The sequence below is a fragment of the Ideonella alba genome (assembly GCF_018069845.1).
Lineage (GTDB): Bacteria > Pseudomonadota > Gammaproteobacteria > Burkholderiales > Burkholderiaceae_C > Ideonella > Ideonella alba.
This window is the reverse complement of the sequence record NZ_JAGQDD010000001.1, coordinates 689,899-716,694: the sequence shown is the minus strand read 5'-3', so window position 1 is coordinate 716,694 and position 26,796 is coordinate 689,899. Positions and strand designations below refer to the sequence as shown.

The 26,796-nt window shown below is 72.6% G+C and carries 22 protein-coding genes; 18 read left to right on the top strand and 4 right to left on the bottom strand.

Translation table 11 applies throughout. The features are described from left to right. The first annotated feature begins 63 nt into the window (after positions 1-63). The 9 genes from KAK03_RS03150 to KAK03_RS03110 all read left to right on the top strand — a co-directional run bounded on the left by KAK03_RS03150 (position 64) and on the right by KAK03_RS03110 (position 10,534). Positions 64-447 (top strand): hypothetical protein, encoded by a 384-nt coding sequence (locus KAK03_RS03150; protein WP_210851708.1) that lies wholly within the window; start codon positions 64-66, stop codon positions 445-447. Positions 448-528: 81 nt separating this feature from the next. Next, positions 529-2,445 carry a sensor domain-containing diguanylate cyclase gene (locus KAK03_RS03145; RefSeq protein WP_210851707.1) on the top strand — a complete coding sequence of 639 codons (1,917 nt, stop codon included), beginning with the start codon at positions 529-531 and terminating at the stop codon, positions 2,443-2,445. Positions 2,446-2,456: 11 nt separating this feature from the next. Continuing rightward, positions 2,457-4,226, top strand: coding sequence for an NAD(P)H-dependent oxidoreductase subunit E (locus KAK03_RS03140; protein ID WP_210851706.1), 1,770 nt, complete (start codon positions 2,457-2,459; stop codon positions 4,224-4,226). After that, positions 4,223-4,894, top strand: coding sequence for a 2Fe-2S iron-sulfur cluster-binding protein (locus KAK03_RS03135; protein WP_210851705.1), 672 nt, complete (start codon positions 4,223-4,225; stop codon positions 4,892-4,894). The genes KAK03_RS03140 and KAK03_RS03135 overlap by 4 nt, the downstream gene beginning before the upstream one ends. 136 nt (positions 4,895-5,030) lie before the next feature. Beyond that, on the top strand, positions 5,031-5,570 hold the full coding sequence (locus KAK03_RS03130) for an NADH-quinone oxidoreductase subunit B family protein (protein WP_210851704.1): 540 nt from the start codon (positions 5,031-5,033) through the stop codon (positions 5,568-5,570). Next, positions 5,563-7,056, top strand: coding sequence for a Ni/Fe hydrogenase subunit alpha (locus tag KAK03_RS03125; protein WP_210851703.1), 1,494 nt, complete (start codon positions 5,563-5,565; stop codon positions 7,054-7,056). Before KAK03_RS03130 ends, KAK03_RS03125 begins: the two co-directional genes overlap by 8 nt. Then, positions 7,053-7,499: a hydrogenase maturation protease gene (locus KAK03_RS03120; RefSeq protein WP_210851702.1), complete on the top strand. Its 447-nt coding sequence runs from the start codon at positions 7,053-7,055 to the stop codon at positions 7,497-7,499. Before KAK03_RS03125 ends, KAK03_RS03120 begins: the two co-directional genes overlap by 4 nt. A gap of 117 nt (positions 7,500-7,616) precedes the next feature. Then, positions 7,617-9,317 (top strand): NAD(P)/FAD-dependent oxidoreductase, encoded by a 1,701-nt coding sequence (locus KAK03_RS03115; RefSeq protein WP_210851701.1) that lies wholly within the window; start codon positions 7,617-7,619, stop codon positions 9,315-9,317. Between the two features lie 74 nt (positions 9,318-9,391). Then, positions 9,392-10,534 carry a GGDEF domain-containing protein gene (locus KAK03_RS03110; RefSeq protein WP_210851700.1) on the top strand — a complete coding sequence of 381 codons (1,143 nt, stop codon included), beginning with the start codon at positions 9,392-9,394 and terminating at the stop codon, positions 10,532-10,534. A gap of 31 nt (positions 10,535-10,565) precedes the next feature. Here the strand turns inward: KAK03_RS03110 and KAK03_RS03105 are convergent, their stop codons facing one another. Next, complete coding sequence (locus KAK03_RS03105) at positions 10,566-11,453, bottom strand: sigma-70 family RNA polymerase sigma factor (protein ID WP_210851699.1); 888 nt, start codon at positions 11,451-11,453, stop codon at positions 10,566-10,568. 184 nt (positions 11,454-11,637) lie between these two features. On the opposite strand from KAK03_RS03105, the gene KAK03_RS03100 reads away from it, so the two are divergent. Then, positions 11,638-12,825, top strand: coding sequence for an acetyl-CoA C-acyltransferase family protein (locus KAK03_RS03100; protein ID WP_210851698.1), 1,188 nt, complete (start codon positions 11,638-11,640; stop codon positions 12,823-12,825). A gap of 235 nt (positions 12,826-13,060) precedes the next feature. On the opposite strand, the gene KAK03_RS03095 is transcribed toward KAK03_RS03100, so the two are convergent. Both KAK03_RS03095 and KAK03_RS03090 read right to left on the bottom strand, forming a co-directional pair. After that, on the bottom strand, positions 13,061-14,890 hold the full coding sequence (locus tag KAK03_RS03095; RefSeq protein ID WP_210851697.1) for a GGDEF domain-containing protein: 1,830 nt from the start codon (positions 14,888-14,890) through the stop codon (positions 13,061-13,063). 2 nt (positions 14,891-14,892) lie between these two features. Further along, positions 14,893-16,101 carry a M14 family zinc carboxypeptidase gene (locus KAK03_RS03090; RefSeq protein ID WP_247660874.1) on the bottom strand — a complete coding sequence of 403 codons (1,209 nt, stop codon included), beginning with the start codon at positions 16,099-16,101 and terminating at the stop codon, positions 14,893-14,895. Between the two features lie 91 nt (positions 16,102-16,192). Here KAK03_RS03090 and KAK03_RS03085 point away from each other — a divergent pair, with 91 nt between their 5' ends. Continuing rightward, positions 16,193-17,662: an AMP nucleosidase gene (locus KAK03_RS03085; RefSeq protein ID WP_210851696.1), complete on the top strand. Its 1,470-nt coding sequence runs from the start codon at positions 16,193-16,195 to the stop codon at positions 17,660-17,662. 13 nt (positions 17,663-17,675) lie between these two features. Here KAK03_RS03085 and KAK03_RS03080 read toward each other — a convergent pair whose 3' ends face one another. Continuing rightward, a complete protein-coding gene (locus KAK03_RS03080; protein ID WP_210851695.1) occupies positions 17,676-18,158 on the bottom strand; it encodes a discoidin domain-containing protein in 483 nt (160 codons plus the stop codon). Between the two features lie 260 nt (positions 18,159-18,418). Here KAK03_RS03080 and fusA point away from each other — a divergent pair, with 260 nt between their 5' ends. From fusA to KAK03_RS03045, 7 genes are all read left to right on the top strand, one after another. Then, positions 18,419-20,479: an elongation factor G gene (gene fusA / locus KAK03_RS03075; RefSeq protein WP_210851694.1), complete on the top strand. Its 2,061-nt coding sequence runs from the start codon at positions 18,419-18,421 to the stop codon at positions 20,477-20,479. A gap of 189 nt (positions 20,480-20,668) precedes the next feature. Then, complete coding sequence (locus tag KAK03_RS03070; RefSeq protein WP_210851693.1) at positions 20,669-21,391, top strand: energy transducer TonB; 723 nt, start codon at positions 20,669-20,671, stop codon at positions 21,389-21,391. A 14-nt stretch (positions 21,392-21,405) separates the two neighbouring features. Further along, positions 21,406-22,146 (top strand): MotA/TolQ/ExbB proton channel family protein, encoded by a 741-nt coding sequence (locus tag KAK03_RS03065; RefSeq protein WP_210851692.1) that lies wholly within the window; start codon positions 21,406-21,408, stop codon positions 22,144-22,146. Between the two features lie 14 nt (positions 22,147-22,160). Then, positions 22,161-22,580 (top strand): ExbD/TolR family protein, encoded by a 420-nt coding sequence (locus KAK03_RS03060; RefSeq protein ID WP_210851691.1) that lies wholly within the window; start codon positions 22,161-22,163, stop codon positions 22,578-22,580. A gap of 91 nt (positions 22,581-22,671) precedes the next feature. After that, a complete protein-coding gene (locus tag KAK03_RS03055; RefSeq protein WP_210851690.1) occupies positions 22,672-24,957 on the top strand; it encodes a TonB-dependent receptor in 2,286 nt (761 codons plus the stop codon). A gap of 14 nt (positions 24,958-24,971) precedes the next feature. Next, entirely contained in the window at positions 24,972-25,658 is a 687-nt protein-coding gene (locus KAK03_RS03050) for a Fe2+-dependent dioxygenase (protein ID WP_210851689.1), read from the top strand. Beyond that, positions 25,643-26,719, top strand: coding sequence for an alpha-hydroxy acid oxidase (locus KAK03_RS03045; RefSeq protein ID WP_210851688.1), 1,077 nt, complete (start codon positions 25,643-25,645; stop codon positions 26,717-26,719). The genes KAK03_RS03050 and KAK03_RS03045 overlap by 16 nt, the downstream gene beginning before the upstream one ends. The last annotated feature ends 77 nt before the right edge of the window (positions 26,720-26,796 follow it).

Here is a 26,796-nt window from a genome sequence, read left to right as displayed (position 1 = left end):
ACGCCTGGCTTGACAGTCCTCAAACATGCGCGTGGAATTCAGGTTTTGCCGCCGTCGCCGACCATGTCCAGCCGCACCATCCCGATCGCCGCCGCCTGTGAGCCGGGGGCTGAACCCAGCCGCTGCCAGGCCTGCGGTGGCGGCGAGATCGCGCCGCCCTGCGGTGCCTCGGTGCGCGGCCTGCCCTGCGCGGCACCGCGCCTGGAAGGCCCCAGCGACCTGCTGCAGCGGGTGATGGGCGAGCTCACCGAGGCCCTGGACCGCGAGAGCCGCGGCTGCGTCGCCGCCCGCGATTTCGTCCATCTGTTGCGGGTGCAGGACGGCGAGGCCGAACTGCGCCTGGGTGTGCACCCCGACCACGCCGGCATCCAGCTGATGGACACCGCCTTCCAGACGCTGCGCCGCCTGCTGCCCGACACCGACATCTACGTGCAGCAACTGGCCTGACGTCCGGCCAGCGCCGGCCGTAAGATCGGGGCAGGCCGGGGTCACCCGACAGCGGCCAGCCGCACTGGGAGCCAACGGTTGTTGTCCGCGCGCTTCGCTGAATCGGTCCACGGCCGCGTCACGGCCTGGGTCGTGCTCGCCGTCTCGGTGCTGATGACCGTGCTGGCCTGGCGCGCGGCCGAGCGCTACCAGGCCGACGATGCGCGCGGCCGCTTCGAGGCCGCGGTCGACGCCACGCAACTGCGCATTGTCGAGCGCCTGCGCAACTACGAACTGGTGCTGCGCACCGGCGCCGGCCTGTTCGCCGCCAGCCAGGAGGTCAGCGCCGACGAGTGGCGCGCCTTCACCGCCCGCATCGACCTGCAGCGCAGCTACCCCGGCCTGCAGGGCCTGGGCTACGCGGTGCTCACCGCGCCCCCCACACCCCAGGCGGCCGAGGGCCGCAGCGCCATCATCTACCTCGAGCCCCAGGACTGGCGCAACCAGCGCGCACTGGGCTTCGACATGCTGTCCGAGCCGGTGCGCCTGAGCGCGATGGCCCGCGCCCGCGACGAGGGTGGCGCCGCGCTGAGCGGCCGCGTCACGCTGCTGCAGGAAACCGTGGAGGACATGCAGCACGGCACGCTGATGTACTGGCCGGTCTACCGCAGCGGTGCGCCGCTGGACAGCGTGGCGGCGCGCCGTGCCGCGCTGCAGGGGTGGGTGTACGCGCCGTTTCGCATGCGCGACCTGATGGACGGCATCCTGCCCGCCCAAGGCCAGCAGGTGGCGTTCGCGCTGCACGATGGCGACCGCGTCGACCCGGCCCGCCAGCTGGTCGCCAGCGGCACCGCCCAGCCCGGCACCCGCTACCGCGCGCAGCGGCAGATGATGATCGCCGGCGCGGTCTGGACGGTCGATTTCTTTGCCACACCGGCCTTCGAGGAGGCCGCGCACAGCCTGCAGCCGGCGCTGATCGGCCTGGGTGGGCTGCTGGTCGACCTGCTGCTGTTCGGCGCGCTGCACGCGCTGGCGCGCAACGGGCGCCTGCTGGCCGAGCGCAACCTGGAGCTGCAGCGCAGCCGCGAGGCCCTGTCGCGCGAGCAGGCCGCGCTGCGCGAGCGCGAGCGGCGCTACCGCGGCGTCGTCGAGTCCACCCGCGAGGGCTTCCTGATGGCCGACCACCAGGGCCGCATCACCGAGGTCAATGACGCCTACCTGGCGCTCAGCGGCTTCCCGCGCGAGGCGCTGATCGGCCAGCCGATCGGCAGCGTCGATGCACAGCTGGACGCTGCGGCGCTGCAGGAGATCGCCCACCGTGTGCAGCTCCAGGGCCACCTGCGCTTCGAGACCCGGCACCGGCGCGCCGACGGCCCGCCCTGGCCGGTCGAGGTCTCGCTGAGCCGCCAGGCCGAGGACGGCGCGGTGTTCGCTTTCGTGCACGACCTGGGCGAGCTCAAGCGCCTGGAGGCCGAGCGACAGCAGGCCACCGAGCAGATCCGCCGCCTGGCCTTCCACGATGCGCTGACCCAGCTGCCCAACCGGCGCCTGCTGCTCGACCGGCTGGGGCAGGCGCTGTCCGCCGCGCGGCGCACGCGCCAGCACGGCGCGCTGCTGTTCATCGACCTGGACCACTTCAAGGCGCTGAACGACACCCACGGCCACGCCGCCGGCGACGAGGTGCTGGTGCAGTGCGCCCAGCGCCTGCAGGCCTGCACCCGTGCCGAGGACACGGTGGCACGGCTGGGCGGCGACGAGTTCGTGCTGATGATGGCCAGCGGCCTGCCCGAGGACCCGGCCGAGGCCCTGGCCCAGGTGCGGGTGGTGGCCGACAAGCTGCTGGCAACACTGGACCTGCCCTACGCGGTGGCGGACACGCAGCACCACTGCTCGCCCAGCATCGGTGCCACGCTGTTCCGCGACCAGGCGGCGGCCGAAGACGTCTTGCGGCAGGCCGACGACGCGATGTACCGTGCCAAGCGCGAAGGCCGCCGCGCGCTGCGTTTCGCCACCCTCTGACCCTGCCCTGCATGAGCACAGCGATCACCGACCTGCTGCACCGCCACGGCCACCGCCGCGATCGCCTGGTGCAGCTGCTGCACGACGTGCAAGCCCTGCAGGGCTGGCTGCCGCGCCCGGCGCTGGCCGAGCTGGCCGCCGGCCTGGGCCTGAGCGCCGCGGTGGTCGAGGGCGTGGCCGGCTTCTACCGCTTCTTCCACCTGCAGCCGGTGGGCCGCTACCACCTGCTGTTCGCCGACAACGTCACCGACCGTTTCGCCGGCAGCCGGGCGCTGGCCGCCGACCTGTGCCGCCGGCTGTGGCTGGAGCCCGGGCGCACCAGCGAGGACGGCCTGGCCCGGGTGGGCTTCACCTCCTGCACCGGCCTGGGCGACCAGGGCCCGGCGCTGCTGCTCAACCAGCAGCGGGTGATCACCCGGCTCGACGGCGGCCGCATCGCCGAGATCGCCGAGCTGGTGCGCGCCCAGGTGCCGGTGGCCGAGTGGCCCGCGGAGTGGTTCGTGGTCGAGCCCGGGGTGCGCCGGCCCGGCGTGCTGCTGAACGCGCCTGCGCCGCGCGGCGAGGCCATCGTCGCCACCCGCGCCCGCGGTGCCGCCGCCGCGCTGGACGAGGTGCAGGCCAGCGGCCTGCGCGGCCGCGGCGGGGCCGGCTACCCCACGCATGCCAAGTGGCGCGCCTGCCTGGCCGCGCCGCTGGCCGCCGGACAGACGCGGGTGGTGGTCTGCAATGCCGACGAGGGCGAGCCCGGCACCTTCAAGGACCGGGTACTGCTGATGCAGCACGCCCACGCGGTGTTCGAGGGCATGGGCGTGGCCGCCGAGGTGCTGGGCGCGCGCCAGGGCCTGGTCTACCTGCGCGCCGAGTACCGTTTCCTGCTGGAGGGCCTGCAGGCGGTGCTGGCCGAGCGCCGGGCGGCCGGCCTGCTGGGGCCGCACTTCGACATCGAGATCCACCTGGGCGCCGGCGCGTACGTCTGCGGCGAGGAGAGCGCGCTGATCGAGTCGCTCGAGGGCAAGCGCGGCACGCCGCGCATCCGCCCGCCCTTTCCGGTGGAGCGCGGCTACCTGGGCCAGCCCACGGTGGTCAACAACGTCGAGACCTTTGCCGCGGTGGCCTGGATCGCCCGCCACGGCGCCGCCGCCTGGGCGGCGCTGGGCACGCCCGAGAGCCGCGGCAGCAAGCTGCATTCGGTCAGCGGCGACGTGTCGCGCCCCGGTGTCTACGAGCTGCCCTTCGGCACCCCGCTGGCCGAGCTGCTGCGCGAGGCCGGCGCCCATGACGTGCAGGCGGTGCAGCTGGGCGGCCCGTCGGGCCTGCTGCTGGCGCCACCCGACTTCGAGCGCCGCCTGGGCTTCGAGGACCTGCCCACCGCCGGCGCGCTGATGGTGTTCAACCGCCAGCGCGACCTGCTGGAGGTGGTGCGCGGCTTCGCCCAGTTCTTCGCCCACGAGAGCTGCGGCTTCTGCACGCCCTGCCGCGTGGGCACCGAACTGGTCGTGCGGCGCCTGGACAAGCTGCATGCCGGCCACGGCTCGCCCTTCGACGAACGCGAGCTGCGCGACCTGGAGGCGCTGATGCACGGCACCACCCACTGCGGTCTGGGCGCCAGCGCCACCAACCCGCTGCGCGACCTGCTGCAGCGCTTCCCCGAGGCGCTGCGCAGCCGCTCGCCGCATGCCGGCTTCGTGCCCGGCTTCGACCTCGACGCCGAGCTGGCCTCGGCGCGCGCCGCCACCGGCCGCGACGACCGCCACGCCCACCTGGACCAGGTTCCCCGATGAGTGCCACCTTTGACCTCGACGGCCAGCCGGTGCCCTTCGAGCCCGGCGACACGCTGATCGCCGCCGCGGCGCGCGCCGGCCACCCCATCCCGCACCTGTGCTGGGACCCGCGCCTGGGCCCCAGCGGCGCCTGCCGGCTGTGCACGGTGGAGGTCGACGGCCGCCCCGCCGCCGCCTGCACCACCCGCGCCCTGGCCGGCCTGCGCGTGGCCTGCCGCACCGACGCGCTGCAGGCGCGGCGCCGCCAGCTGCTGCAGATGCTGTTCGTCGAGGGCAACCACTTCTGCCCCTCGTGCGAGAAGAGCGGCGGCTGCGCGCTGCAGAGCGCCGCCTACGACGCCGGCATGACCGGGCCACAGTGGGAGGAGTTCTACCCGCAGCGCGCGGTGGACGCCAGCCACCCCGAGCTGTGGCTGGACACCAACCGCTGCATCCTGTGCAAGCTGTGCGTGCGCGCCAGCACCGAACTCGACGGCAAGGGCGTCTTCGCCATCGGCGGCCACGGCATCCACACCCGGCTGATCGTCAACTCGCCCAGTGGCCGCCTGGCCGACAGCCAGCTCGCCCCCGGCGACGAGGCCGCGCAGATCTGCCCGGTGGGCGCGATCCTGCCCAAGCGGCGCGGTTTCGCGGTGCCGATCAGCGAGCGTGCGGAAGACAAGGGATGAAGCCCCCAAGCTCGCTGGCGCTCGCTCCCCCCCGAGGGGGCCGCCCACCAGCGGCCCGGCAGAGCCGGTTCCGCGGCGGGAACCCTGGTCTGACCCGCTCCGCCGCGGTTGGTGCGATGCACTTCGGAACACGAACATGAGCAAACCGCGGATCGCAACGGTGTCGCTGGCCGGCTGCTTCGGCTGCCACATGTCGCTGCTCGACATCGACGAGCGGCTCTTCGCGCTGGCCGAGCTGGTCGAGTTCGACCGCAGCCCGCTGACCGACCTGAAGGAGGTGGGTCCCTGCGACATCGGCCTGATCGAGGGCGGGCTGTGCAATGCCGAGAACGTCGAGGTGCTGCGCACCTTCCGCCGCCAGTGCCGCGTGCTGGTGGCCGTGGGCGCCTGCGCGATCAACGGCGGCCTGCCGGCACAGCGCAACGGCCGCGACATCGGCCGCCTGATGGCCGAGGTCTACCACGCCCGCCCCGGCCTGGCCGAGGGCAGCGGCATCCCCAATGACCCCGAGCTGCCGCTGCCGCTGGCGCGCGTGCACCCGATCCACGAGGTGGTCCACATCGACCACTGCCTGCCCGGCTGCCCGCCCTCGGCCGATGCGATCTGGGCCTGCCTCACCGCACTGCTGGATGGCCGCGATCCCGCCCTGCCCCGCCCACTGATCCGCTATGACTGAGCCCCTGCCCAGCGGCTTGCGCCGCGTCGCCATCGATCCCGTCTCGCGCGTCGAGGGGCATGGCAAGGTCACGCTGCTGCTCGACGATGCCCACCGCGTGCGCCAGGCGCGGCTGCACATCGTCGAGTTCCGCGGCTTCGAGGCCTTCATCGTCGGCCGCCCCTACTGGGAGGTGCCGGTGATGGTGCAGCGCCTGTGCGGCATCTGCCCGGTGTCGCACCACCTGGCGGCCAGCAAGGCGCTGGACGTGGCGCTGGGCCTGCAGGCGCCGCCCGCCGCGCAGGCGCTGCGCCGGCTGATGCACCACGCGCAGATCATGCAGTCGCATGCGCTGCACTTCTTCCACCTGTCCTCGCCCGACCTGCTGCTGGGTTTCGACAGCGAGGTGGCGCGGCGCAACATCGTCGGCATCGCCCAGGCCCACCCGGATGTCGCCCGCCAGGGCGTGCTGCTGCGCGCCTTCGGCCAGGAACTGATCCGCCTGACCAGCGGCAAGAAGGTGCACGGCACCGGCTCGATCCCCGGCGGCGTCAACCGCCAACTGACGGCCGACGAGGTGGCCCAGGCCCGCGCCCAGGTGCCGCAGATGCTGGCCTGGTGCGAACAGGCGGTGGACCTGGCCGAGCGGCTGTGGGCCGCCAACCGGCCGCTGCACGAGGGCTTCGGCGCGTTTCGCTCGTCCTTCATGGGCCTGGTGGCGCCCGATGGCACGCTGGACCTGTACGACGGCGCGCTGCGCGTGCGCAGTGCGGAGGGCGCCCGACTGCTCAATGACGTCAGCGTGCAGCAGTACCTGGACCACATCGAGGAGGCCAGCGAGCCCTGGAGCTACATGAAGTTCCCCTACCTGAAGGCGCTGGGCCGCGAGGCCGGCAGCTACCGGGTGGGCCCGCTGGCGCGGCTGCAGGTGGCCGATCGCCTGTCCACGCCGCGCGCCGAGGCGCGCCGCCAGGCCTTCCTGGCCGAGGCCCGGGACGGCGGCGTGTTCGGCTCGCTGGCCTACCACCGCGCGCGGCTGATCGAGATGCTGCATGCGATGGAGCTGATCGCCGACGGCCTGGACGACCCGGCGCTGCTGGGCGGCGAGCTGGCGCAGCCGATGCCGCGCCCGCAGCCCGGCCAGCGGCGCGAGGGCGTGGGCGTGATCGAGGCGCCGCGCGGCACGCTGATCCACCACTACGTGCTGGGCGACGACGACCTGGTGCAGTGGTGCAACCTGATCGTCAGCACCACCCACAACAACGCGGCGATGAACGAGGCGATCCGCCAGGTGGCCGACACCTATTTTGACGGCCGCGAACTCAGCGAGGGTCTGCTCAACCACGTCGAGGTGGCCGTGCGCGCCTACGACCCCTGCCTGAGCTGCGCCACCCATGCGCTGGGGCAGATGCCGCTGGCGCTGGACCTGGTGGGCGGCGACGGCACGCTGCGCCAACGCCTGGTGCGCGACAGCGACGGCCGCATCACCGACGCCGCGCCCGCGTGAGGCCGCCGCTGCTGATCGGCATCGGCAACCCGGCCCGGGGCGACGATGGCCTGGGCCCGGCGCTGGTCGAGGCGCTGCAGACCGAACCCGGCCTGGAAGCGATCGCCGTCTTCCAGCTGCAGGTCGAGGACGCGCTGCTGCTGGCCGACCGGCCGGCGGTGCTGTTCGTCGACGCTGCCCGGCCCGGCCATGCCGGCGACGGCGTGCAGTTGCGGCCGATCAGCGCGCAGCCGGACCGCGCCCCGATCAGCCACGCGTTGCAGCCCGAGGCGCTGCTGGCGGTGGCCCGCGACGTGCTGGGCCAGGCACCGCCGCCGGCCGCGCTGCTGGCCATCGAGGGCGAGCACTTCGGCCTGGGTGAAGGTCTCAGCGGGGTCGCTGCCGCCCGGATGCCCGTCGCGCAGGCGCTCGTGCGCGACTGGCTGACCCGCGCTGTGGCCTAATCTCGTCTTGCCCTGCGGCCCAACTTGCCGCCAGCAAAGACATGCCCCCAAGCTCACTTCGTTCGCTACCCCCCAAGGGGGCCGCCAGTCCCTTCGGAACGGCCGTGCGGGACTGACATGCTTCGCATCACCGAACTGCGCCTGCCGCTGAACCACGCCGAGGACGCGCTGCGCCCGGCCATCGTCGCCCGTTTGCGGCTGCCTGACGACGCCCTGCTCGGGTTCGAGGTCTTCCGCCGTGGCTATGACGCCCGCCGCAAGAGCGACATCCAGCTGGTCTACACGCTGGACTGCACGCTGGCCGACGAGGCTGCGGTGCTCAAACGCCTGCACGGCGACCACCACATCCGGCCGACGCCGGACACCCGCTATCGCTTCGTCGGCCACGCGCCGGCCGACTTCTACACGTCCGGCGAGCGGCTGCGGCCGCTGGTCATCGGCTTCGGGCCCTGCGGCATCCTGGCCGCCCTGATCCTGGCGCAGATGGGTCTGCGGCCGATCGTGCTGGAGCGCGGCAAGACGGTGCGCCAGCGCACCCAGGACACCTGGGGCCTGTGGCGGCGCAGCGAGCTCAACCCGCAGTCCAACGTGCAGTTCGGCGAAGGCGGCGCCGGCACCTTCTCGGACGGCAAGCTCTGGAGCCAGATCTCCGACCCGCGCCACCTGACGCGCAAGGTGCTGACCGAGTTCGTCAAGGCCGGCGCGCCGGAAGAGATCCTGTTCGTCAGCAAGCCCCACATCGGCACCTTCCGCCTGGTCAGCATGGTCGAGAAGATCCGCGCCGACATCGAGGCCCTGGGCGGCGAGATCCGCTTCGAGCAGCAGGTCACCGATCTGCTGATCGAGCGCGGCGCCGACGGCCAGCGCCATGTGCGCGGCGTCACGCTGGCCAGCGGCACTCAGCTGCGCGCCGACCACGTCATCCTGGCGCTGGGCCACAGCGCGCGCGACACCTTCGCGATGCTGCATGAGCGCGGCGTGCAGATGGAGGCCAAGCCCTTCTCGATCGGCTACCGCATCGAGCACCCGCAGGGCGTGATCGACCGCGCCCGATTCGGCCCCAGTGCCGGCCACCCGCTGCTGGGTGCGGCCGACTACAAGCTGGTGCACCACGCGAAGAACGGCCGCTCGGTCTACAGCTTCTGCATGTGCCCCGGCGGCACCGTGGTGGCCGCCACGTCCGAGCCGGAGCGCGTGGTCACCAACGGCATGAGCCAGTATTCGCGCAACGAGCGCAACGCCAATGCCGGCATCGTGGTGGGCATCTCGCCCGAGGACTACCGCCAGGACCGGGGCGGCAGCGGCCCGGTCAACCCGCTCGACGGCATCGCCTTCCAGCGGGTGTGGGAGTCGCGCGCCTATGAGCTGGGCGGCGGGCGCTACATCGCCCCGGGCCAGCTGGTGGGTGATTTCATCAAGCGCCAGCGCGGGCCGGCCGCGGGCTTCGGCACGGTGATGCCCTCGTACAAGCCCGGCGTGCACCTGACCGACCTGAGCGAGAAGGGGCGTGAGAGCCTGCCCCCCTACGCACTGGAAGCCATCCGCGAGGCCCTGCCCGCCTTCGAGCGCCAGATCAAGGGCTTCAGCATGGCCGACGCGGTGCTGACCGGCGTCGAGACCCGCACCTCCTCGCCGCTGCGCATCAACCGCGGCCGCGACTACCAGAGCCTGAACACCCGCGGCCTGTACCCGGCCGGCGAGGGCGCGGGCTACGCCGGCGGCATCATGAGCGCGGGCGTGGACGGCATCGAGGTGGCCGAGGCGCTGGCGGCCGCGGTGCTGGGCGTCCCGGCACCGGGCGTGAAGACGGCGGCTTGACGCCAGCGCCGGCGGGCGCGACGATCAGCGTTTTCAAGGCGCCGCGTCGGGCGCCCCGTCTTTGCCTGTCCCCGGTGTCCACCCTGCCCCCGTCGATGTTGCCGAACGCCTCCGGCAGCGGCCCCAATGCCGAGTTGCGCATGCTGCGCAACCTGCTGCTGGCCGGCTGCGTCGCGGTGCTCGTCAACGCGCTGCTGGAGTTCTCCCACGGGCGACTTTCGCCCTGGGACCGCTGGGCCTATCCGCTGATCACCGTCGTGTTCGCCTGCGGCGCGGCGATGCTGCAATGGCGACCGCGCTGGGAGCGGCTGGTGCGCCGGGTCACGGTGGTGACGCTCAACGTCTATCTGGGTGCCGCGCTGTACCTGGTGCTGCTGGCCCAGCACGGCCCGCCGGACCTGTACCAGTTGGTCAGCAACCTGTACTGGCTGCCGCTGACCTATGGCTGCGCCTTCATCTTCCTCAGCCGGCGCGACGCGCTGATCGTCTCGGCCTGCATGTACGTCACGCTGTTCGGCGGCATCTTCTGGCTGCTGCAGCACGGGGTGATCGACCCGGGCCCGGTGCCGCTGGGGGTGATCCTGTCCAACGTGGCGATCGCCCAGCTGATCTACGTGGTGCTGCTGCTGGCCATCTCGAACCTGCGCCTGGACTACCTGCGCACCCGCGAGCGCGCCGAGTGGATGCAGCAGATCGCCGCCTCCGACCCGCTGACCGGCGTGGCCAACCGCCGGGCGCTGAATGAGCGGCTGGTGGGCTCGATGGCGCTGCTGGAACGCCACGGCCAGCCGCTGTCGCTGCTGCTGCTCGACATCGACGAGTTCAAGCAGATCAACGACCAGCATGGCCACGCCTGCGGTGACGCGGTGCTGGTGGAACTGGCCGGGCTGATGTCCGAGCAGTTGCGCGTGTCCGACCAGCTGGGCCGCTGGGGTGGCGAGGAATTCCTGGTGCTGGCCGCCAGCACGCCGCTGGAGGCCGCGGTGGAGCTGGCCGAGCGCATCCGCAGCGCCACCCAGGCCCACCGCTTCAGCCACGGCCAGCCGGTGACGGTGAGCATCGGCGTGGCGCAGGCGGTCGCGGGCGAGCGGCCTGAACAGCTGGTGGCGCGGGCCGACGTGGCCCTGTACGAAGCCAAGCGGCGGGGGCGCAACCAGGTGCGGCTGCACCGCCTGGACACGCAGCCGGACACGCGCGCCGGCACCGACACGCGCTGACCCGGACCGGGCTGCGCCGGCGTGAGCGGCCTCAGGTCTGGAGCTGCCGGTGCGGGTGCGCCAGCACCTGCTCGACCATCTCGCCCCAGGCGCCCTGCGGGCTGCGGCGCAGTTCTTCCTCGCGCTGGCGCATCATCTCGATGAAGGCGTCGGAGGACTTGTCGGGATGGGGCGCCGCCACGCGGTCGGTGGCGCGGCGCTCGCCGCCCTGGACATGGGCCACCGCGCGGCGCACCACGGCGTGGTAGATCTGCGAGACGCGCGACGGCGTCACCTTCAGCGACTGGGCCACCTCGACCGGGGTCAGGCCGACGCCCAGGTAGGCGTCGATCACCATGCGCTCGCGCTCGGGCAGCTCGGCAAAGAACTTCTCCAGGCGGCGCAGCACGATGCCGGTGTCCACGCGGGCCTCGACCTCCTCGCGCGGCGTGGCCGGATGGAAGTGGCGCTGGCCCTCGTCGTCGGTCTCGTCCACCTGGACCTGGTGGCGGCCATGCTGGTCGGCCTGCAGCAGCGAGCCGATCTCGTCGGCGTCGATACCGGTGCTGCGGGCCAGCTCGCCCAGGCTGGGCTCACGGCCGCTGTCCTGGCGCAGGCGCTCGCGGGCGATCTGGATGACCTTGATCTTGCGGCGCTCGCCGCGGGTCAGGAAGTCCATCTGGCGCAGCTCGTCGAGCATCGCGCCCTTGACCCGCATGCGCGCGTAGCGCACGAAGGCCTCCTGGGCCTCGGCGGAGTCGCGGTCGCCGTCCCACTCGAAGCTCACCGCGGCCTGGGCCACGGCGATCAGACCGACCTGGATCAGATCGGCCCGCTCGACATTGGCGGGCAGGTGGCGCACCAGCGCCTGGGCCTGCTTGCGGACCCAGCTCTGGTTGCGGGCGATGAGGACTGACGGCACGCCGTCCATGGAAATCATGCGACGATCTTAGGAAGCCGGGCGCCTGGCCATGGGTTTTGAAGGCCTGCTTTTGGGCCCGATATCTGCGCCTGGGCGTCCCCCGCCCGGCTTGACAGCCCCGCCGGGCGCTGTCAGGCCGCTGCAATCCGGCGGTCGCACACTGGCCGCGTACCCCCGACAACCTGGATCTGAGGAGACTTCCATGACCGCTTCCCGTGACGTTTTCGTCGTCGGTGCCGCCCGCACCGCCATTGGCACCTATGGGGGTGCCCTGAAGGATGTGGCGCTGGCCGACATCGCCACGCTGGCGGTCAAGACCGCCGTCGAGCGCTCAGGCGCCGGTGCCGAGAGCGTCGGCCACCTGGCCATGGGCACGGTGGTGGTCACCGAGCCGCGTGACGCCTACCTCAGCCGCGTCGCCGCGGTGAACGCCGGCATCCCCAAGGAAACGCCCGCCTTCAACGTCAACCGCCTGTGCGGCTCGGGCCTGCAGGCCATCATCTCGGCCTCGCAGGCCATCCTGCTGGGCGACTGCGAGATCGCGGTGGGCGCCGGCGCCGAGAACATGAGCCGCGGCGCCTACCTGCTGCCGCAGGGCCGCTGGGGCGCCCGCATGGGCGACACGCCGATGATCGACATGGTGGTGGGCGCGCTGCACGACCCCTTCCACAAGATCCACATGGGCATCACCGCCGAGAACGTGGCCGAGCAGTACGGCATCACCCGTGAGCAGATGGACGCGCTGGCTGCCGAAAGCCACCGCCGCGCCGCCGCGGCCATCGCCGCCGGCTACTTCAAGGAGCAGATCGTCCCGGTGGTCACCGCCAGCAAGAAGGGCGACATCGTCTTCGACACCGACGAGCACGTGAAGGCCAGCACCACCGTCGAGTCGCTCAGCAAGATGCGCCCCGCCTTCAAGAAGGACGGCCATGTCACCGCCGGCAACGCCTCGGGCATCAATGACGGCGCCGGCGCCGTGGTGCTGGCCAGCGGCGAGGCGGTGAAGGCCCGTGGCCTCAAGCCGATGGCCCGCCTGGTGGCCTACGCCCACGCCGGCGTCGAGCCCACCATCATGGGCATCGGCCCGGTGCCGGCCACCCGCCTGGCGCTGAAGAAGGCCGGCCTGACGGTGGCCGACCTCGACGTGATCGAATCCAACGAGGCCTTTGCCGCCCAGGCCTGTGCGGTGGTCAAGGAACTGGGCCTGGATCCGGCCAAGGTCAACCCCAACGGTTCGGGCATCTCGCTGGGCCACCCGATCGGCGCCACCGGCGCAATCATCACCACCAAGGCCCTGTACGAGCTGCAACGCGTCGGCGGCCGCTACGCGCTGGTGACGATGTGCATCGGCGGCGGCCAGGGCATCGCCGCGATCTTCGAACGGGTCTGATAGGGCACCCGGCGCCGGGGGTACCCGGCGCCACCCGCCTGGCGGGTGGGCCGGGCGGCTTGGGGCGGCCCGGCGCTCGCCCGGCCACCCCGCCGCAACGCTCTTCGTCCCTCTGACCAGAGCCTCCCTCTCGGAGGGAGGCTGGAGGGAGCCCATGCCCATGCTGGAGCCCCTTCCCGGAGGGTGCTCGGGGAAGCCCAACGCATCGGCCGCAGGCCGGAACCGGGTGTGCGGCTCAGCCGCACACCCGGTTCCGGCCTTCGCGCTTGGCGCGGTACAACTCGCGGTCGGCGGCTTGCACCAGGTCCTCGGCCACCGGGTCGGCGGCATCGCCGGCCACGCCGATGCTCACCGTCACCCGGTTCAGCGTCGGGTGCAGGCCTTCCACATCCATGGTCGCCACCAGCCGGCGCAGCTTCTCGCACACGCCGCGCGCCGCCGCCAGCGGCGTCTCGACCAGCACGACCAGGAACTCCTCGCCGCCGTAGCGGCCGACCAGGTCGCCCTGGCGGCAGGTCTGCAGCAGCAGCCGGCCGATGCGGCGCAGCACCTCGTCGCCCACATGGTGCGAGCAGCGGTCGTTGATCGCCTTGAAGTGATCCAGGTCGATCATCGCCACCGCCAGCGGGTGGCCGTGGCGGCGGGCGCGCTCGCGCTCGCGCATCAGCATGCTGTCGAGCCAGCGTCGGTTGGCCACGCCGGTCAGGCCATCCTCGCGCGCCAGCTGGCGCAGCAACTCGGCCTGGTGGCGCAGCGCCCGCACCAGCTCGTCCTTGTGGCGGTCGCTGGCACGGGCGATGTCCAGCGCCTCGGCCAGCGCATCGCCGCGGCGGCGCTGGTGCTCGGCGTCGCGGTGCACCACCTTCAGCTCGCTGCCTGCCAACAGCGTGCGCAGGCGGCGCTGCACCGCCTGGCCCTGAACCCGCTGCAGACAGTCATGGAAGGCCTGGTGGTGGCGCAGCGCCGCCTCGAAATCGCGCTGCTGCTCGTGCCAGCGCGACAGCGCACGGTGCACCCGGCCGGCCAGGTGGTCGGCCTGCAGCCGCTCGGCGCCAGACAGGGCCTGCAGCAGCAGCGGCCGCGCGTCGCTGCTGTCGCCCTGGCGGCCGCGCAGTTCGCCCAGGCTCAGCAGCACCTCGGCCTCGGCCAGCGGCTGGCCGCCGCGGCGCGCCGCGGCCAGGGCCTCGTGCAGCAGCCACTCGGCGCGCTGCGGCTGGGCCAGGCCCTGGTGCGCCTGGCCCAGTGCATGCAGCGCCGAGGCCAGGTCGTCGATGCGGCCGCTGCGGTGGGCCACGGCCAGCGCGCGTTCCAGGTGGGACAGCGCCTCCTCGGGGTGGCCGGTGCGGGCCAGCAGCCGGCCCAGGCCGGTGCGGGCCGAGGCCTCCAGCGCCGGGTCGGGCCATTGCTCCAGCACCGCCAGCGCGCGCAGGTGGAATTCGGTGGCGCGGCCGGTCTCGCCCAGCTCGGCCAGCACGGTGCCGATGCTGGCCAGGGCATGCGCCGTGGCGCGCTCGTCGCCCAGGTCCTCGGCCAGCTCCAGGCTGGCGAAGAGGCAGGCCAGCGCGTCGGCGAACTGCGCGGTGTCGCGCAGCAGCAGGCCGATGTTGTTGAGCACGCCGGCTTCGCCGATGCGGTCGCCCAGGTCGCGCCGCACGCTCAGGCTGCGGTGGTACAGCGGCAGCGCCTGGGCGTGGGCGCCGCAGGCGGCATGCAGGTTGGCCAGGGTGTTGGCCGCCTCGGCTTCGCCGTGGCGGTCCTCCAGGCCGACGAACAGCTCCAGCGCCTGGCCCAGCCGCTCATGCGCCGCCTGCTGGTGCTGCTGGCGCGTGCCGCCGGCCGGGGCCACGGCCAGCGCGCTCAGACACTGGCCGGCGCGCAACAGGGCGCGCGCCAGATCGCCCTGTGAATCGAGCGCCCGCGCCAGCACCTCGGCCTGTTCGCACAGCGCCAGCGCCTCGGCGGGAAAGCGGCTGCGCAGGCTGCCGGCACGGGCCAGGTGCTGGGCCAGCTGGGTGCGCGCGTCCGTCGGCAGCGGGGGCAGGGGGGCCGTGGACGCGTCGTTCATGCTCAGCGGGCTGGCCGGTCCAGGGGTTGGCTCTGGGCCATCTGCTCGCGCCGGCGGTCGATCCAGCCGCGCAGGTCGGTCCACATCGCCGCCATCTCGTTGCCGGACACCTGGCGCGCGTTGCGCAGCTCCAGCGTGACCACCGGCACGCGGCGCACCACACCGCCATAGTTGCCCAGCGAGCCGGGGTAGATGCCCACCTGATCCAGGTGCAGGCTGCCCAGCTTCTCGGGCGGTGGCGGCGGGCCGTCGAAATCGAGCACGCCGTAGGGCGCGTGCACCGAGACGATCAGGTGCGGCTTGAACTGGTCGACCTGGGCCTGGACCCAGCGGGTCTCGGGCTCGGACATCGCGCTCGGGCCGGGAAAGCGGCGCGGGTCCTTGCCGGTGCGGCTGGCCCAGTAGGCCTGGGCGGCACGCTCCCACTCGGGCGTGGGGAAGTTGCGGTTGAGGTCCACGCCGCGCGCATTGACCCGGGTCGAGGGCTTGCGCATCAGGCCGTCGGGGTTGACCAGCGGCACCATGCGCCAGTGGATGCCGGGGTCGGCCGCCTTGACGGCCCGGTCCAGCCAGTCGAAGACGACATTCACGCTGGCCATCTCGTCGCCGTGGATACCGCCCAGCACCAGCACGCGCAGGCGTGGCGGTGCGGCCGGACGCACGTCACGGAACCACAGCGGCACGCCACGCACCGAGCGGCCATCGCCCGGCAGCAGCGCCGCCTGCTGGCAACGCGCCGCCGTCAGATCGACCAGGAAGCTGCTGACCTGGCGGCACCAGGCGGCGGCGTCGGGCGGCCGGGGGGCATCGTTGCGCGGCGCCGCGCTGGCCGCCGATGCCGCCGCCGCCGCGAGCACCGGCGCCGCGGCCTTGGCGGCGATCGGGGCCGAAGCCGCTGGCGCGGGGGCGGGCCGCGGCGCCGGTTTGGCTGCCGGCTTGGCCGGCGGCTTGGGCGCGGCCTTGGGTGCGGCCTTGGGCGCGGACGCCGAGGCGGATGGGGGCGCTGCCTTGGGCGCTGGCTTCGGCGCAGGCTTCGGCGCGGGTGTGGGCACCGGCTTCGGCGCCGGTCTGGGCGCCGAACCGGACGCTGACGCCGACGCCGGCGCCGCTGACGGCCCGGGCGCCGGCATCGCCAGCGGGACGCCGGCACCGCAGGCCAGGGCCAGCGCCAGGCAACCGTGGCGGATTCGTTGGCGGGTCGCGGAATTCATCTGTCGCGAGTGTAGGCGGCGCCCGCGACGGCCTGAACGCCGGGCTTGCCGAAGATCATGACTTGTCATCACCGGGGGCCACAATCGGTGCATGACGGACGCCCCCTTCTCCCCCCGCCAGTCCTTTGACGATGCCGACGCCGCACTGGCCTGTGTGCAGTCGCTGTACCAGACCCAGGTGACCCACCTGCGCCAGCAGTTGCAGGCCTACGTGCAGGGCCAGACACCGCCGCGCCGGGTGCGCGCGCTCTACCCCAGCGTGCGGGTGCACACCCACACGGTGGCGCGCGCCGACACCCGGCTGAGCTTCGGCTTCGTCGCCGGCCCTGGCGTGTTCGAGACCACGCTGACCCGCCCCGACCTGTTCGCCGACTACTACCGCGAGCAGTTCCGCCTGCTGCTGCGCAACCACGGCGTGTCGCTGGAGGTGGGCCTGGGCCACCAGCCGATCCCGGTGCACTTCTGCCTGGCCGAGGCCGACCACGTGGAGGGCTCGCTGAGCGCCGAGCAGCGGCTGCGCCTGCGTGACTTCTTCGATCTGCCCGACCTGGCGGCAATGGACGACGGCATCGCCAACGGCACCTACGAGCCCGGCCCGCGCGAGCCGCAGCCGCTGTCGCTGTTCACCGCACCGCGGGTGGACTACTCGCTGCACCGGCTGCGCCACTACACCGGCACCGCGCCCGAGCACTTCCAGAACTTCGTGCTGTTCACCAACTACCAGTTCTACATCGACGAGTTCATCCGCCTGGGCCATGCGCTGATGCAGGACCCGGCCAGCCCCTACGAGGCCTTCGTCGAGCCCGGCAACGTGCTGACGCCGCGCAGCGGCAGCGCGCGCAGCGCCGGCGGCACGCCGCCGGCGCGGCTGCCGCAGATGCCGGCCTACCACCTGGTGCGCCCGGGCAGCGGCGGCATCACGATGGTCAACATCGGCGTCGGCCCGGCCAACGCGAAGAACATCACCGACCACATCGCCGTGCTGCGCCCGCACGCCTGGATCATGCTGGGCCACTGCGCGGGCCTGCGCAACAGCCAGCAGCTGGGCGACTACGTGCTGGCCCACGGCTATGTGCGCGAGGACCATGTGCTCGACGAGGAACTGCCGCTGTGGGTGCCCATCCCGCCGCTGGCCGAGGTGCAGCTGGCGCTGGAGCAGGCGGTGGCCGAGGTCACCCAGCTGGCCGGCTACGAGCTCAAGAAGATCATGCGCACCGGCACCGTGGCCAGCACCGACAACCGCAACTGGGAACTGCTGCCGCACCCGGGTCCCGAGCGCCGCTTCAGCCAGAGCCGGGCGATCGCGCTGGACATGGAAAGCGCCACCATCGCCGCCAACGGCTTTCGCTTCCGGGTGCCCTACGGCACGCTGCTGTGCGTCAGCGACAAGCCGCTGCACGGCGAGATCAAGCTGCCCGGCATGGCCAACCACTTCTACCGCGAGCGGGTGGACCAGCACCTGCGCATCGGCATCCGCGCGCTGGAACTGCTGCGCGAAGCCGGCGCCAGCCAGCTGCACAGCCGCAAGCTGCGCAGCTTTGCCGAGGTGGCCTTTCAGTGAGCGACGGGGCGCGTCAGGGCGCGGTGTGCACCAGCAGTTCGCCCACCGAGTACAGGCCGTCGCCGTTGCTGGCGCTGATCCGGAAGTAGCGCACCGGCCCGGGCTGGAAGCCCAGGCCCTTGACGCGGTCCGGGTCGCCCTTGACGGTGGAGATCGTGTCCATGCCGAAGTTGATCTCGCTGTCGGCGGCGCGGATGTTCAGCACGCGGGTCCAGGTCTGGCCGTCGACCGAGGCCATCACCTTGTAGTCGTCGTTGTTGTCGACAGAAATGGTCAGGCCGGTCATGTCGACCACCTCGCCCAGGTCGATCTTCACCTTGGCCGCCGCGTCGCGCCACCAGGCGGTGTTGGTGGTCCAGTCCTGGCCTTGCGCGGGCCAATCGCCGTCGTAGGCGAACGAGCAGCCGGTGACCGGGGCGCTGCAGCTGACGGTGGCCGCCGCCGCCGGGAAGGCCAGGCACAGACCCAGGCCCACGCCCAGGAGAGAAGTGAACACGCGCATCAGGCATCCTCAGGTTGTTCAGGGTGGCCTGGAGTGTGGGCAGGCACGCCGGCTCCGCCCATCCCACATCGCGCTGTCCGGATTCGGGGCCGCAGACCGTTTTCCGGCGCGGATGCCTGATCTGTCTCAAGGGTCGCGCGACGGCGCTTGCGACCCGCGGGCCGCAGGCGTAGGCTGATCCGCACGAAAGATCCACGGCCCGCCCCTTCCGCGGCGCCATCGCGCCCCGGCGGGCCCGGACGAGGAGATGCCTCATGTCAAGCGCATCCTCGGCGGCCGCACTGGCCGCCATGCACGCGATCCGTACCCTGGCCCTGGTGGGCCCCGCCGCCGCCGGCAAGACCAGCCTGAGCGAGGCGCTGCTGGCCCAGGCCGGCGCGATCGGCGCCCCGGGCTCGCTGGAGCGCGGCACCACGGTGTCCGACTTCGACCCGATCGAGAAACGCCTGCAGCACTCGCTGGCCAGCAGTGTGATGCACCTGCAGCACCTGGACACCCGCCTCCACCTGATCGACACCCCGGGAGCGGCTGAACTGGCCGGTCAGGCCCTGCCGGCGCTGGAAGCGGTGGAGACCGCCGCGGTGGTGATCAACGCCGCCGCCGGCATCGAGGCCGGCGCGATCCGCATGATGGAGCACGCTGCGCGGCGCCATCTGGACCGGCTGATCATTGTCAACAAGATCGACGCCCCCGGCGTGGACCTGCAGGCCCTGCTGGGCCAGATCCAGGCCACCTTCGGCAAGGAATGCTTGCCGCTGAACCTGCCCTCGGCCGGCGCGCTGCGGGTGGTGGACTGCTTCTACAACAAGACCGGCTCGGCCGACTTCTCCAGCGTGGAGGCGGCCCACCGCGCGCTGGTGGAACAGGTGGTGGAGGTCGATGGCGACTTCGTCGAGCGCTACCTGAACGACGGCGATATCGACGCCAGCGAGCTGCACGCCCCGCTGGAGGAAGCGCTGCGCCAGGGCCACCTGATCCCGGTGTGCTTCGTCTCGGCACGCAGCGGCGCTGGCGTGAAGGAACTGCTCGACGTGATCGTGCGCCTGCTGCCCGATCCCACCGAGGGCAACCCGCCCGATTTCCTCAAGGGCGAGGGCGCCGAGGCGCAGCCGATGCACGCCACGCCCGATCCGTCGGCGCACGTGCTGGCCCATGTCTTCAAGGTGACCAACGACCCCTTCGTCGGCAAGATGGGCCTGCTGCGCGTGCACCAGGGCACGATCACCCGCGACAGCCAGCTCTACGTGGGCGACGGCCGCAAGCCCTTCAAGGTGGGTCACCTGTTCCGCCTGCAGGGCAAGGAGCACCAGGACGTGGACCGCGCGCTGCCCGGGGACATCGTGGCCATCGCCAAGGTCGATGCGCTCCACTATGACGCTGTGCTGCACGACGCCGCCGAGGACGACCACATCCATCTGGCGCCGCTGGCCTTCCCGCTGCCGGTGCACGGTCTGGCGATCGAACCCAAACGCCACGGTGACGAGCAGCGGCTGTGGGAGATCCTGCAGAAGCTGATCGACGAGGATCCCTGCCTGCGCATCGAGCAGCATGCCGGCACCCACGAGACCGTGGTCTACGGCCTGGGCGAGCTGCACCTGAAGCTGCTGCTCGAGCGCATGAAGGAGGTCTACCGCTTCGAGGTCGACACCCACCCGCCCAAGGTGGCCTACCGCGAGACCATCGGCGGCCGCGCCGAGGCGCAGTACCGCCACAAGAAGCAGACCGGCGGCGCGGGCCAGTTCGGTGAGGTGCACCTGCGGGTGGCGCCGCTGGGCCGCGGTGAGGGCTTCCGCTTCATCGACGCGGTCAAGGGCGGCACCATCCCGACCAACTTCATGCCGGCGGTGGAAAAGGGCGTGCGCGAGGCGCTGGACGGCGGCGTGCTGGCCGGCTACCCGGTGGTCGACATCGAGGTCACGGTCTACGACGGCAAGCACCACAGCGTCGACTCCAAGGAGATCGCCTTCGTCACCGCGGCGCGCAAGGCAACGATCGCCGCCATCCTGGAGGCGCAGCCGGTGCTGCTGGAGCCGATCGTCGATGTCGAGATCAGCGCGCCCGGCCACGCCACCGGCGACATCACCGGCGATCTGTCGTCGCGCCGAGCCCAGGTGGCCGGCACCGATGGCGGCGTGGGCCAGATGATGGTGGTGCGCGCCCAGGCCCCGCTGGCCGAGCTGACCGGCTACCAGACCCGCCTGAATGCGCTGACCGCCGGCCAGGGCCACTACACGCTGGCCTTCAGCCACTACGAGCCGGTGCCGCCGGCGCAACAGGCCAAGCTGGCGGCCAGCTTCAAGCGCATGGATGACTGAGCGAGTGCCCACACCCATCTGAGGCTTGATGCTGACACGGCCGCCCCGGGGGGCTCCCCTGGGGCGGCCGTGTGCTGTGGGCAGCTTGATCGGGGCTTGGCGGGGCCTGGCGGGGCCTTTCAATTGCCATTGCGAATCATTCGTATTTGTTATACGATGTGATCCAACGCCCCTCCTGCCCTGCCCGCCATGCCCACCACCGCCCCGGTTTCCGCCGCCGTCCTGCCCGACCTGGGCGGCGTGCTGCGCCAGGCCCAGCGGCACACCGGCCTGCCGCCGGCCGGCCGCCGCACGCTGGTGCTGGGCGTGCTGGCGGCCCATGGCGCGCTGGCCTGGGGTCTGTGGCAGCTGGACGGCGTCCGCCAGGCGGTGCAGACCGTGCTGCCGCTGCAGGTGAGCTGGATCGCGCCGCCCGCCCCGGTGCCGGTGCCGCCGCCACCGCCGTCGCCAGTGACCCCCCGGCCACTGCCGCGCCCGACGCCGGTGATCGCCGCGGCCCCCTCGCCGGCACCGGCGCCGGCGGCGGCCATCCGCGTGGCGCCTGAGCCGGCGACCGCCGAGCCTGCACCGCCTGCCCCGCCCGCCCCGGCTGCGGTGGCCGCCCCGGCGCCGCCGCCACCGGCCGCACCGGTCGCGCTGCCCAGCTCGGCGCTGCGCTACCTGGTGCCGCCTGCCCAGGTCTACCCGCTGACCTCGCGCCGCTTGCGCGAACAGGGCACGGTGCTGCTGCGCCTGGTGGTCGATGCCCAGGGCCTGCCGCAGCAGGTCAGCCTGCACCGCAGCAGCGGCTTCGCGCGGCTGGACGAGCAGGCGCTGCAGGCCATGCGCGCCGCCCGCTTCGCGCCCCACACCGTCAACGGCACCGCCGTCCCCTGGACCGCGCTGGCGCCGCTGGCCTACGAACTCGAGTGAACCCAGGACCTCAGATGGACACCCCCACCCCCTCCCTCGGCTTCGGCCACTTCCTTTCGCAGTCCGACGCCGTCGGCCAGACCCTGCTCGCGCTGCTGCTGCTGATGTCGGCCGCCTCGTGGGTGATCATCGTCGCCAAGGCGCTCAGCCACCAGCTGCGCCAGCGCCGGGCCAACGGTTTCCTGAACCACTTCTGGAATGCCAGCACGCTGGACGAGGTGCGCCACGAGCTGCAGACCCACGGTGCACGCGACCCCTTCGCCCACCTCTCGGCCCATGCGCTGCACGCCCAGGCACACCACGCGCGCCACGGCGCGGCCAAGCTGTCCGAGGCCGGCACCGCCAGCGAGTTCATCACCCGCACGATCAAGAAGGTGCTGGACGAGGAGACCACCCGCCTGGAAGCTGGCCTGACCACGCTGGCCACGGTGGGCGCCACCGCGCCGTTCGTCGGCCTGTTCGGCACCGTCTGGGGCGTGTACCACGCGCTGCTGGCGATCGGCCTGAGTGGCGCCGGCACGCTGGACAAGGTGGCCGGCCCGGTGGGCGAGGCGCTGATCATGACCGGCCTGGGCCTGGCCGTGGCCATCCCCGCGGTGGTGGCCTACAACGCCTTCACGCGCAGCAACCGGGTGCTCACCGGCCGGCTCGACGCCTTTGCGTTCGAGCTGCACAGCTTCCTGACCATGGGCGAAGCGCCGGGCGCGCAGACCCAGGCGCCAGCGCCGGTGCGCCAGCTCAAGCCCGCGGCCTGAGCCGGGAGCCCGCCATGGCCTTCGCCTCCTTCGACAAGCAGCGCGGCGCCGCCCCGCTGGCCGAGATCAACATGGTGCCGCTGATCGACGTGATGCTGGTGCTGCTGGTCATCTTCATCGTCACCGCGCCGCTGCTGACGCACGCCGTGAAGCTGGAGCTGCCGCGCGCCGACACCGCCACCAACACGCTGCTGCCCCAGACGATCGAGTTCGCGATCGACGCTGCCGGCCAGCGCTACTGGAACGGCGAGCGCATCGACCGCGCCGAGGCCGCACGCCGCTTCAGCCAGGCCGGCGCCACCGACCCGCGCACCGAGGTGCAGCTGCGCGCCGATGGCGACAGCGCCTACCGCAGCGTCGCCGAGACGCTGGCCGATGCCTCGCGCGCCGGCCTCACCCGCATCGGCTTCGTCAGCCAGCCCGACAGCCGCTGAGCGGCCCGTCCCACCCTGCCCACGCGGCCCTGCCAGGCGGCCGCGCGGGACCACGCATCCCCACGAATCCACATCGTCCACGGAGAACCCCATGCATGACCTGACCCGCCACACCCTGTTGCCGCTCGGTGCCCTGGCCGCCGGCTTCGGCGTCGCCAGCCTGGCGGTGGCCCAGACCGCCCCGCCGGACGCTGCAGCCAGCGAGACCGTGCTGCCCGTTGTCAAGCTCAAGGCCGCGGCCGAGCCCACGGCCAAGGACTCGGTGCAGGCCACCACCACCTCGATCGGCAAGGGCACGCAGGCGCTGCGCGACCTGGGCCAGTCGATCACCGTGGTCACCGAGAAGCTGATCGACGACCGCCACCTCGACACGATGAAGGACGTGCTGCGCAACACCGCGGGCATCACCTTCCTGGCGGCCGAGGGCGGCGAGGAGGACATCCGCCTGCGCGGCTTCCCGCTGCAGAGCACCGGCGACGTCTTCGTCGATGGCCTGCGCGACCCCGCCTTCTACGACCGCGACACCTTCTTCCTGGACCGGGTGGAGGTGCTGCGCGGCTCGGCCTCGATGCTGTTCGGACGCGGCTCCACCGGCGGCGCGGTCAACCAGGTCACGAAGACGCCGCGCCTGATCGACGAGCACCAGGTCGACCTCACCGTCGGCAGCCACGGCTATGTGCGCGGCGTGGGCGACTTCAACCTGAAGATGGGCGACAACGCCGCGCTGCGCCTGGGCACCATGGTCACCCAGGCCGACAGCAACGGTGCCGGCAGCGCGATCAACAAGACCGGCGTCGCCGCCGCCTACCGCTGGGGCATAGGCGAGCGCGACGAGTTCCTGGTCAGCGCCAGCGTGCTGGACAACCGCAACGGCATGAACTACGGCCTGCCGTGGATCCGGCCCAGCGCCAGCGCCACGGTCGACCGCACCACGCTGCTGCCGCTGGACCCCGACAGCTACTACGGCCTGGCCAGCGACTACAACGCCAGCGCGGCCACCCAGGTCACGCTCAGCCACACCCATCGCTTCGCGCCCCAGGTGCAGTGGCGCACCCAGCTGCGCAGCGGCCACTTCACGCGCGACCAGCGCGCCGGCACCGTGCGCCTGTGCGGGCCGCGCGCGGTCACGGCACCGGATGGCAGCGTCAGCTACACGCCCAACGCCGCCTGCCCCGACCAGCTGGTGCCGGTGACGCTGGAGAACTTCAGCGCCTCGACCGCCCTCACCCGCGGCACCAACCTGAAGATCCAGAACGTCGACACGCTCGCCCTGCAAAGCGACCTGAGCGCAGCCTTCGAGGCACTGGGCCTGCGCCACGAGCTGACCGCCGGCTTCGACGCGGCCCAGGAGCGCAAGCGGGTCTACGCCGCCCGCTCGGCCGCCCAGGGCGGTGTGACGATCGACAAGCCGGTGACCACGGTGGGCACACCCGACGATGGCGCCAGCGTCGACGAGTCCAGCCGCGTGCTGCGCCTGGCCAGCGCCTACACCTCGCAGGCCCTGGGCGTCTATGCGCAGGACCTGCTGCAGCTGGCGCCGAGCTGGAAGCTGCTGGCCGGCCTGCGCTACGACCACCTGCAGGGCGACTACACGCTCAACACCCTGCCGGCCAACGCCGCCGGCCCGCTCACCACCACCGCGTACCAGATGACGGTGTCGGAGTGGAGCCAACGCCTGGGCCTGCTGTTCCAGCCGAACGACCGGATGAGCTTTCACCTCTCGGGCGCCACCTCGTTCAACACCTCGGGCGACGCCTACTCGCTGAGCGCCGCCAACGCCGATGTGCCGCCCGAGCAGTCGATCAACCTGGAGCTGGGCGCCCGCCTGGAGTCGGCCGACGGCCAGTGGAGCCTGCGCACCGCGGCCTTCCGCTCGACCAAGCTGCACGAGCGCAACACCGACCCGGACAGCCAACTGGTCACGCTGTCGGGCCGGCGCCATGTGGCGGGGCTGGAGATCGACGTGGCCGGTCGGCTGACGCCGCAGTGGGAGGTGTTCGCCTCCTACATGTGGATGCCGGTGGCCAAGATCGACGAGGGCGTGGCGGGCTCCGAGGGCGAGGGCACCCGGCCCTCGCTGACCCCGCGCCACTCGGGCACGGTGTGGACCACCTACCAGCTCACGCCGCGCTGGCGCGTGGGGGGTGGCCTCAACGCCCGCTCCTCGCAGTCGCCCAACCGCAACCCGGGCTGGACCGCGCCCGGCTACATCACCGCCGACCTGATGGCCGAGGTGGTGGTGGTGCCCGAGCGCTTCACCGTCAAGGCCCACCTCACCAACGTCACCAACAAGCTCTACGCCGAGTCGCTCTACAGCGGGCACTACATCCCGGGCGCCGGCCGCCTGCTGATGCTGACCGGCAGCCTGAAGTTCTGAGACGGAGAGTCCCGATGCTGATCCGCATTCCCGGCCTGCTCGGCCCCGCCGCCCTGGCGCAGGCCCGGGCCCTGCTGGCCGACGCGCCCTGGGAGCCCGGCGCGGCCACCGCCGGCACCCAGGCGCGCCAGGTCAAGCACAACGAGCAGCTCGCGCCCACCGGCGCGCCGGCGCGGCAGATCCAGGCCCTGGTGCTGGGGGCGCTGCAGGGGCACCCGCTGTTCTTCTCGGCGGCACTGCCGCGCAGGATCTTCCCGCCGATGGTCAACCGCTACAGCGGCGCCACCAACCACTACGGCGCGCATGTCGACAACGCGGTGCGGGTGATCCCCGGCAGCGACGGCGAGCGGGTGCGCGCCGACATCAGCGCCACCGTCTTCCTGGCCGAGCCGCACGAGTACGACGGCGGCGAGCTGGTGATCGCCGACACCTACGGCGAGCAGCGCATCAAGTGGGCCGCCGGCGACATGGTGCTCTACCCGGCCAGCAGCGTGCACCGCGTGGAGCCGGTCACCCGCGGCGCCCGGCTGGCGGCCTTCCTGTGGGTGGAGAGCATGGTGCGCAGCGACGAGCAGCGCCGCCTGCTGTTCGACCTGGACCTGTCGCTGATGCGCCTGCGTGAGCGCCACGGCGATGACGAGGACACGGTGCGGCTGGCCGGCACCTACCACAACCTGCTGCGTCAATGGGCCAGCACCTGAGCCCCGCACCGGCGATGAGCGCCGACGAGTTCGCCCGGCGCGCGGCGGCGCGGCTGCCGTCGGCCTGCCGGGACTACATCGATGGCGGCGCCGCCGACGAGCTGACCCTGGCCGCCAACCGCGCCGACTGGGCCGCGCTGCGCCTGTGGCCGCGCGTGCTGCGCCCGCTGGGCACGGCCGACACCCGCACCCGCATCGGCCCGCATGCGGTGGCCCACCCGATCTGGCTGGCCCCGGTGGCCTTCCAGCGCCTGGCCCACCCGGATGGCGAACTGGCCAGCGCGCTGGCCGCCGCCGCCCAGGGCGCCGGCATGGTGCTGAGCGGCCAGAGCAGCGTCGAGGTCGAACGTGTGGCCGCCGCCTTCGCCCGCGAACCCGGGGCCGGCCCGCTGTGGTTCCAGCTGCACGCCCAGCCCGACCCGGGCCTGACCCGTGCACTGGCCCAGCGCGCCCAGGCCGCCGGCTGCCAGGCGATCGTGCTGACGGTGGACGCGCCGGTGCACGGCGTGCGCGACCGCGAGCGCCGCGCGGGCTTCCGGCTGCCCGCCGGCGTGCGCGCGGTGCACCTGCCCGAGGGCCCTGTGGCGCAGCACCCGATCGACGCGCTGCTGCAGGCCGCGCTCACCTGGGAGCAGCTGGACACGCTGCGCGCCGCCACCGGCCTGCCGCTGTGGCTCAAGGGCGTGCTGCACCCGGACGATGCGCGCCGCGCGCTGGACGCCGGCATTGCGGGCCTGATCGTCTCCAACCACGGCGGCCGCACGCTGGACACCGCGGTCTCCACCGCCTGGGCGCTGCCGCACATCGCACGCGCGGTGGACGGCCGCCTGCCGCTGCTGGTGGACGGCGGCATCCGCCGCGGCACCGATGTGCTCAAGGCGCTGGCGCTGGGCGCCCAGGGGGTGCTGATCGGCCGCCCGCAGGTGCATGCGCTGGCCGCCGAAGGGCCGCTGGGCGTGGCGCGGCTGCTGCGGATCCTGCGCGACGAGCTGCAGGTGGCGATGGCGCTGACCGGCTGCGCCCGCATCGCCGACATCACGCCGGCGCTGCTGGCCCAATAGCCCCAAAATCTGTCGGGACAAACCGTCCTGACGCAGAATCCCGGCTGTCGAAAGGGGAGTAGCCGGCACCGATCCCC

Excerpts from the sequence above, each read along its gene's own strand:
- KAK03_RS03150 (WP_210851708.1), top strand. The coding sequence starts at position 64 with ATGTCCAGCCGCACCATCCCGATCGCCGCCGCCTGTGAGCCGGGGGCT.
- KAK03_RS03140 (WP_210851706.1), top strand. The coding sequence starts at position 2,457 with ATGAGCACAGCGATCACCGACCTGCTGCACCGCCACGGCCACCGCCGC.
- KAK03_RS03135 (WP_210851705.1), top strand. The coding sequence starts at position 4,223 with ATGAGTGCCACCTTTGACCTCGACGGCCAGCCGGTGCCCTTCGAGCCC.
- KAK03_RS03130 (WP_210851704.1), top strand. The coding sequence starts at position 5,031 with ATGAGCAAACCGCGGATCGCAACGGTGTCGCTGGCCGGCTGCTTCGGC.
- KAK03_RS03125 (WP_210851703.1), top strand. The coding sequence starts at position 5,563 with ATGACTGAGCCCCTGCCCAGCGGCTTGCGCCGCGTCGCCATCGATCCC.
- KAK03_RS03115 (WP_210851701.1), top strand. The coding sequence starts at position 7,617 with ATGCTTCGCATCACCGAACTGCGCCTGCCGCTGAACCACGCCGAGGAC.
- KAK03_RS03105 (WP_210851699.1), bottom strand. The coding sequence starts at position 11,453 with ATGATTTCCATGGACGGCGTGCCGTCAGTCCTCATCGCCCGCAACCAG.
- KAK03_RS03100 (WP_210851698.1), top strand. The coding sequence starts at position 11,638 with ATGACCGCTTCCCGTGACGTTTTCGTCGTCGGTGCCGCCCGCACCGCC.
- KAK03_RS03095 (WP_210851697.1), bottom strand. The coding sequence starts at position 14,890 with ATGAACGACGCGTCCACGGCCCCCCTGCCCCCGCTGCCGACGGACGCG.
- KAK03_RS03090 (WP_247660874.1), bottom strand. The coding sequence starts at position 16,101 with ATGAATTCCGCGACCCGCCAACGAATCCGCCACGGTTGCCTGGCGCTG.
- KAK03_RS03085 (WP_210851696.1), top strand. The coding sequence starts at position 16,193 with ATGACGGACGCCCCCTTCTCCCCCCGCCAGTCCTTTGACGATGCCGAC.
- fusA (WP_210851694.1), top strand. The coding sequence starts at position 18,419 with ATGTCAAGCGCATCCTCGGCGGCCGCACTGGCCGCCATGCACGCGATC.
- KAK03_RS03070 (WP_210851693.1), top strand. The coding sequence starts at position 20,669 with ATGCCCACCACCGCCCCGGTTTCCGCCGCCGTCCTGCCCGACCTGGGC.
- KAK03_RS03065 (WP_210851692.1), top strand. The coding sequence starts at position 21,406 with ATGGACACCCCCACCCCCTCCCTCGGCTTCGGCCACTTCCTTTCGCAG.
- KAK03_RS03060 (WP_210851691.1), top strand. The coding sequence starts at position 22,161 with ATGGCCTTCGCCTCCTTCGACAAGCAGCGCGGCGCCGCCCCGCTGGCC.
- KAK03_RS03055 (WP_210851690.1), top strand. The coding sequence starts at position 22,672 with ATGCATGACCTGACCCGCCACACCCTGTTGCCGCTCGGTGCCCTGGCC.
- KAK03_RS03050 (WP_210851689.1), top strand. The coding sequence starts at position 24,972 with ATGCTGATCCGCATTCCCGGCCTGCTCGGCCCCGCCGCCCTGGCGCAG.
- KAK03_RS03045 (WP_210851688.1), top strand. The coding sequence starts at position 25,643 with ATGGGCCAGCACCTGAGCCCCGCACCGGCGATGAGCGCCGACGAGTTC.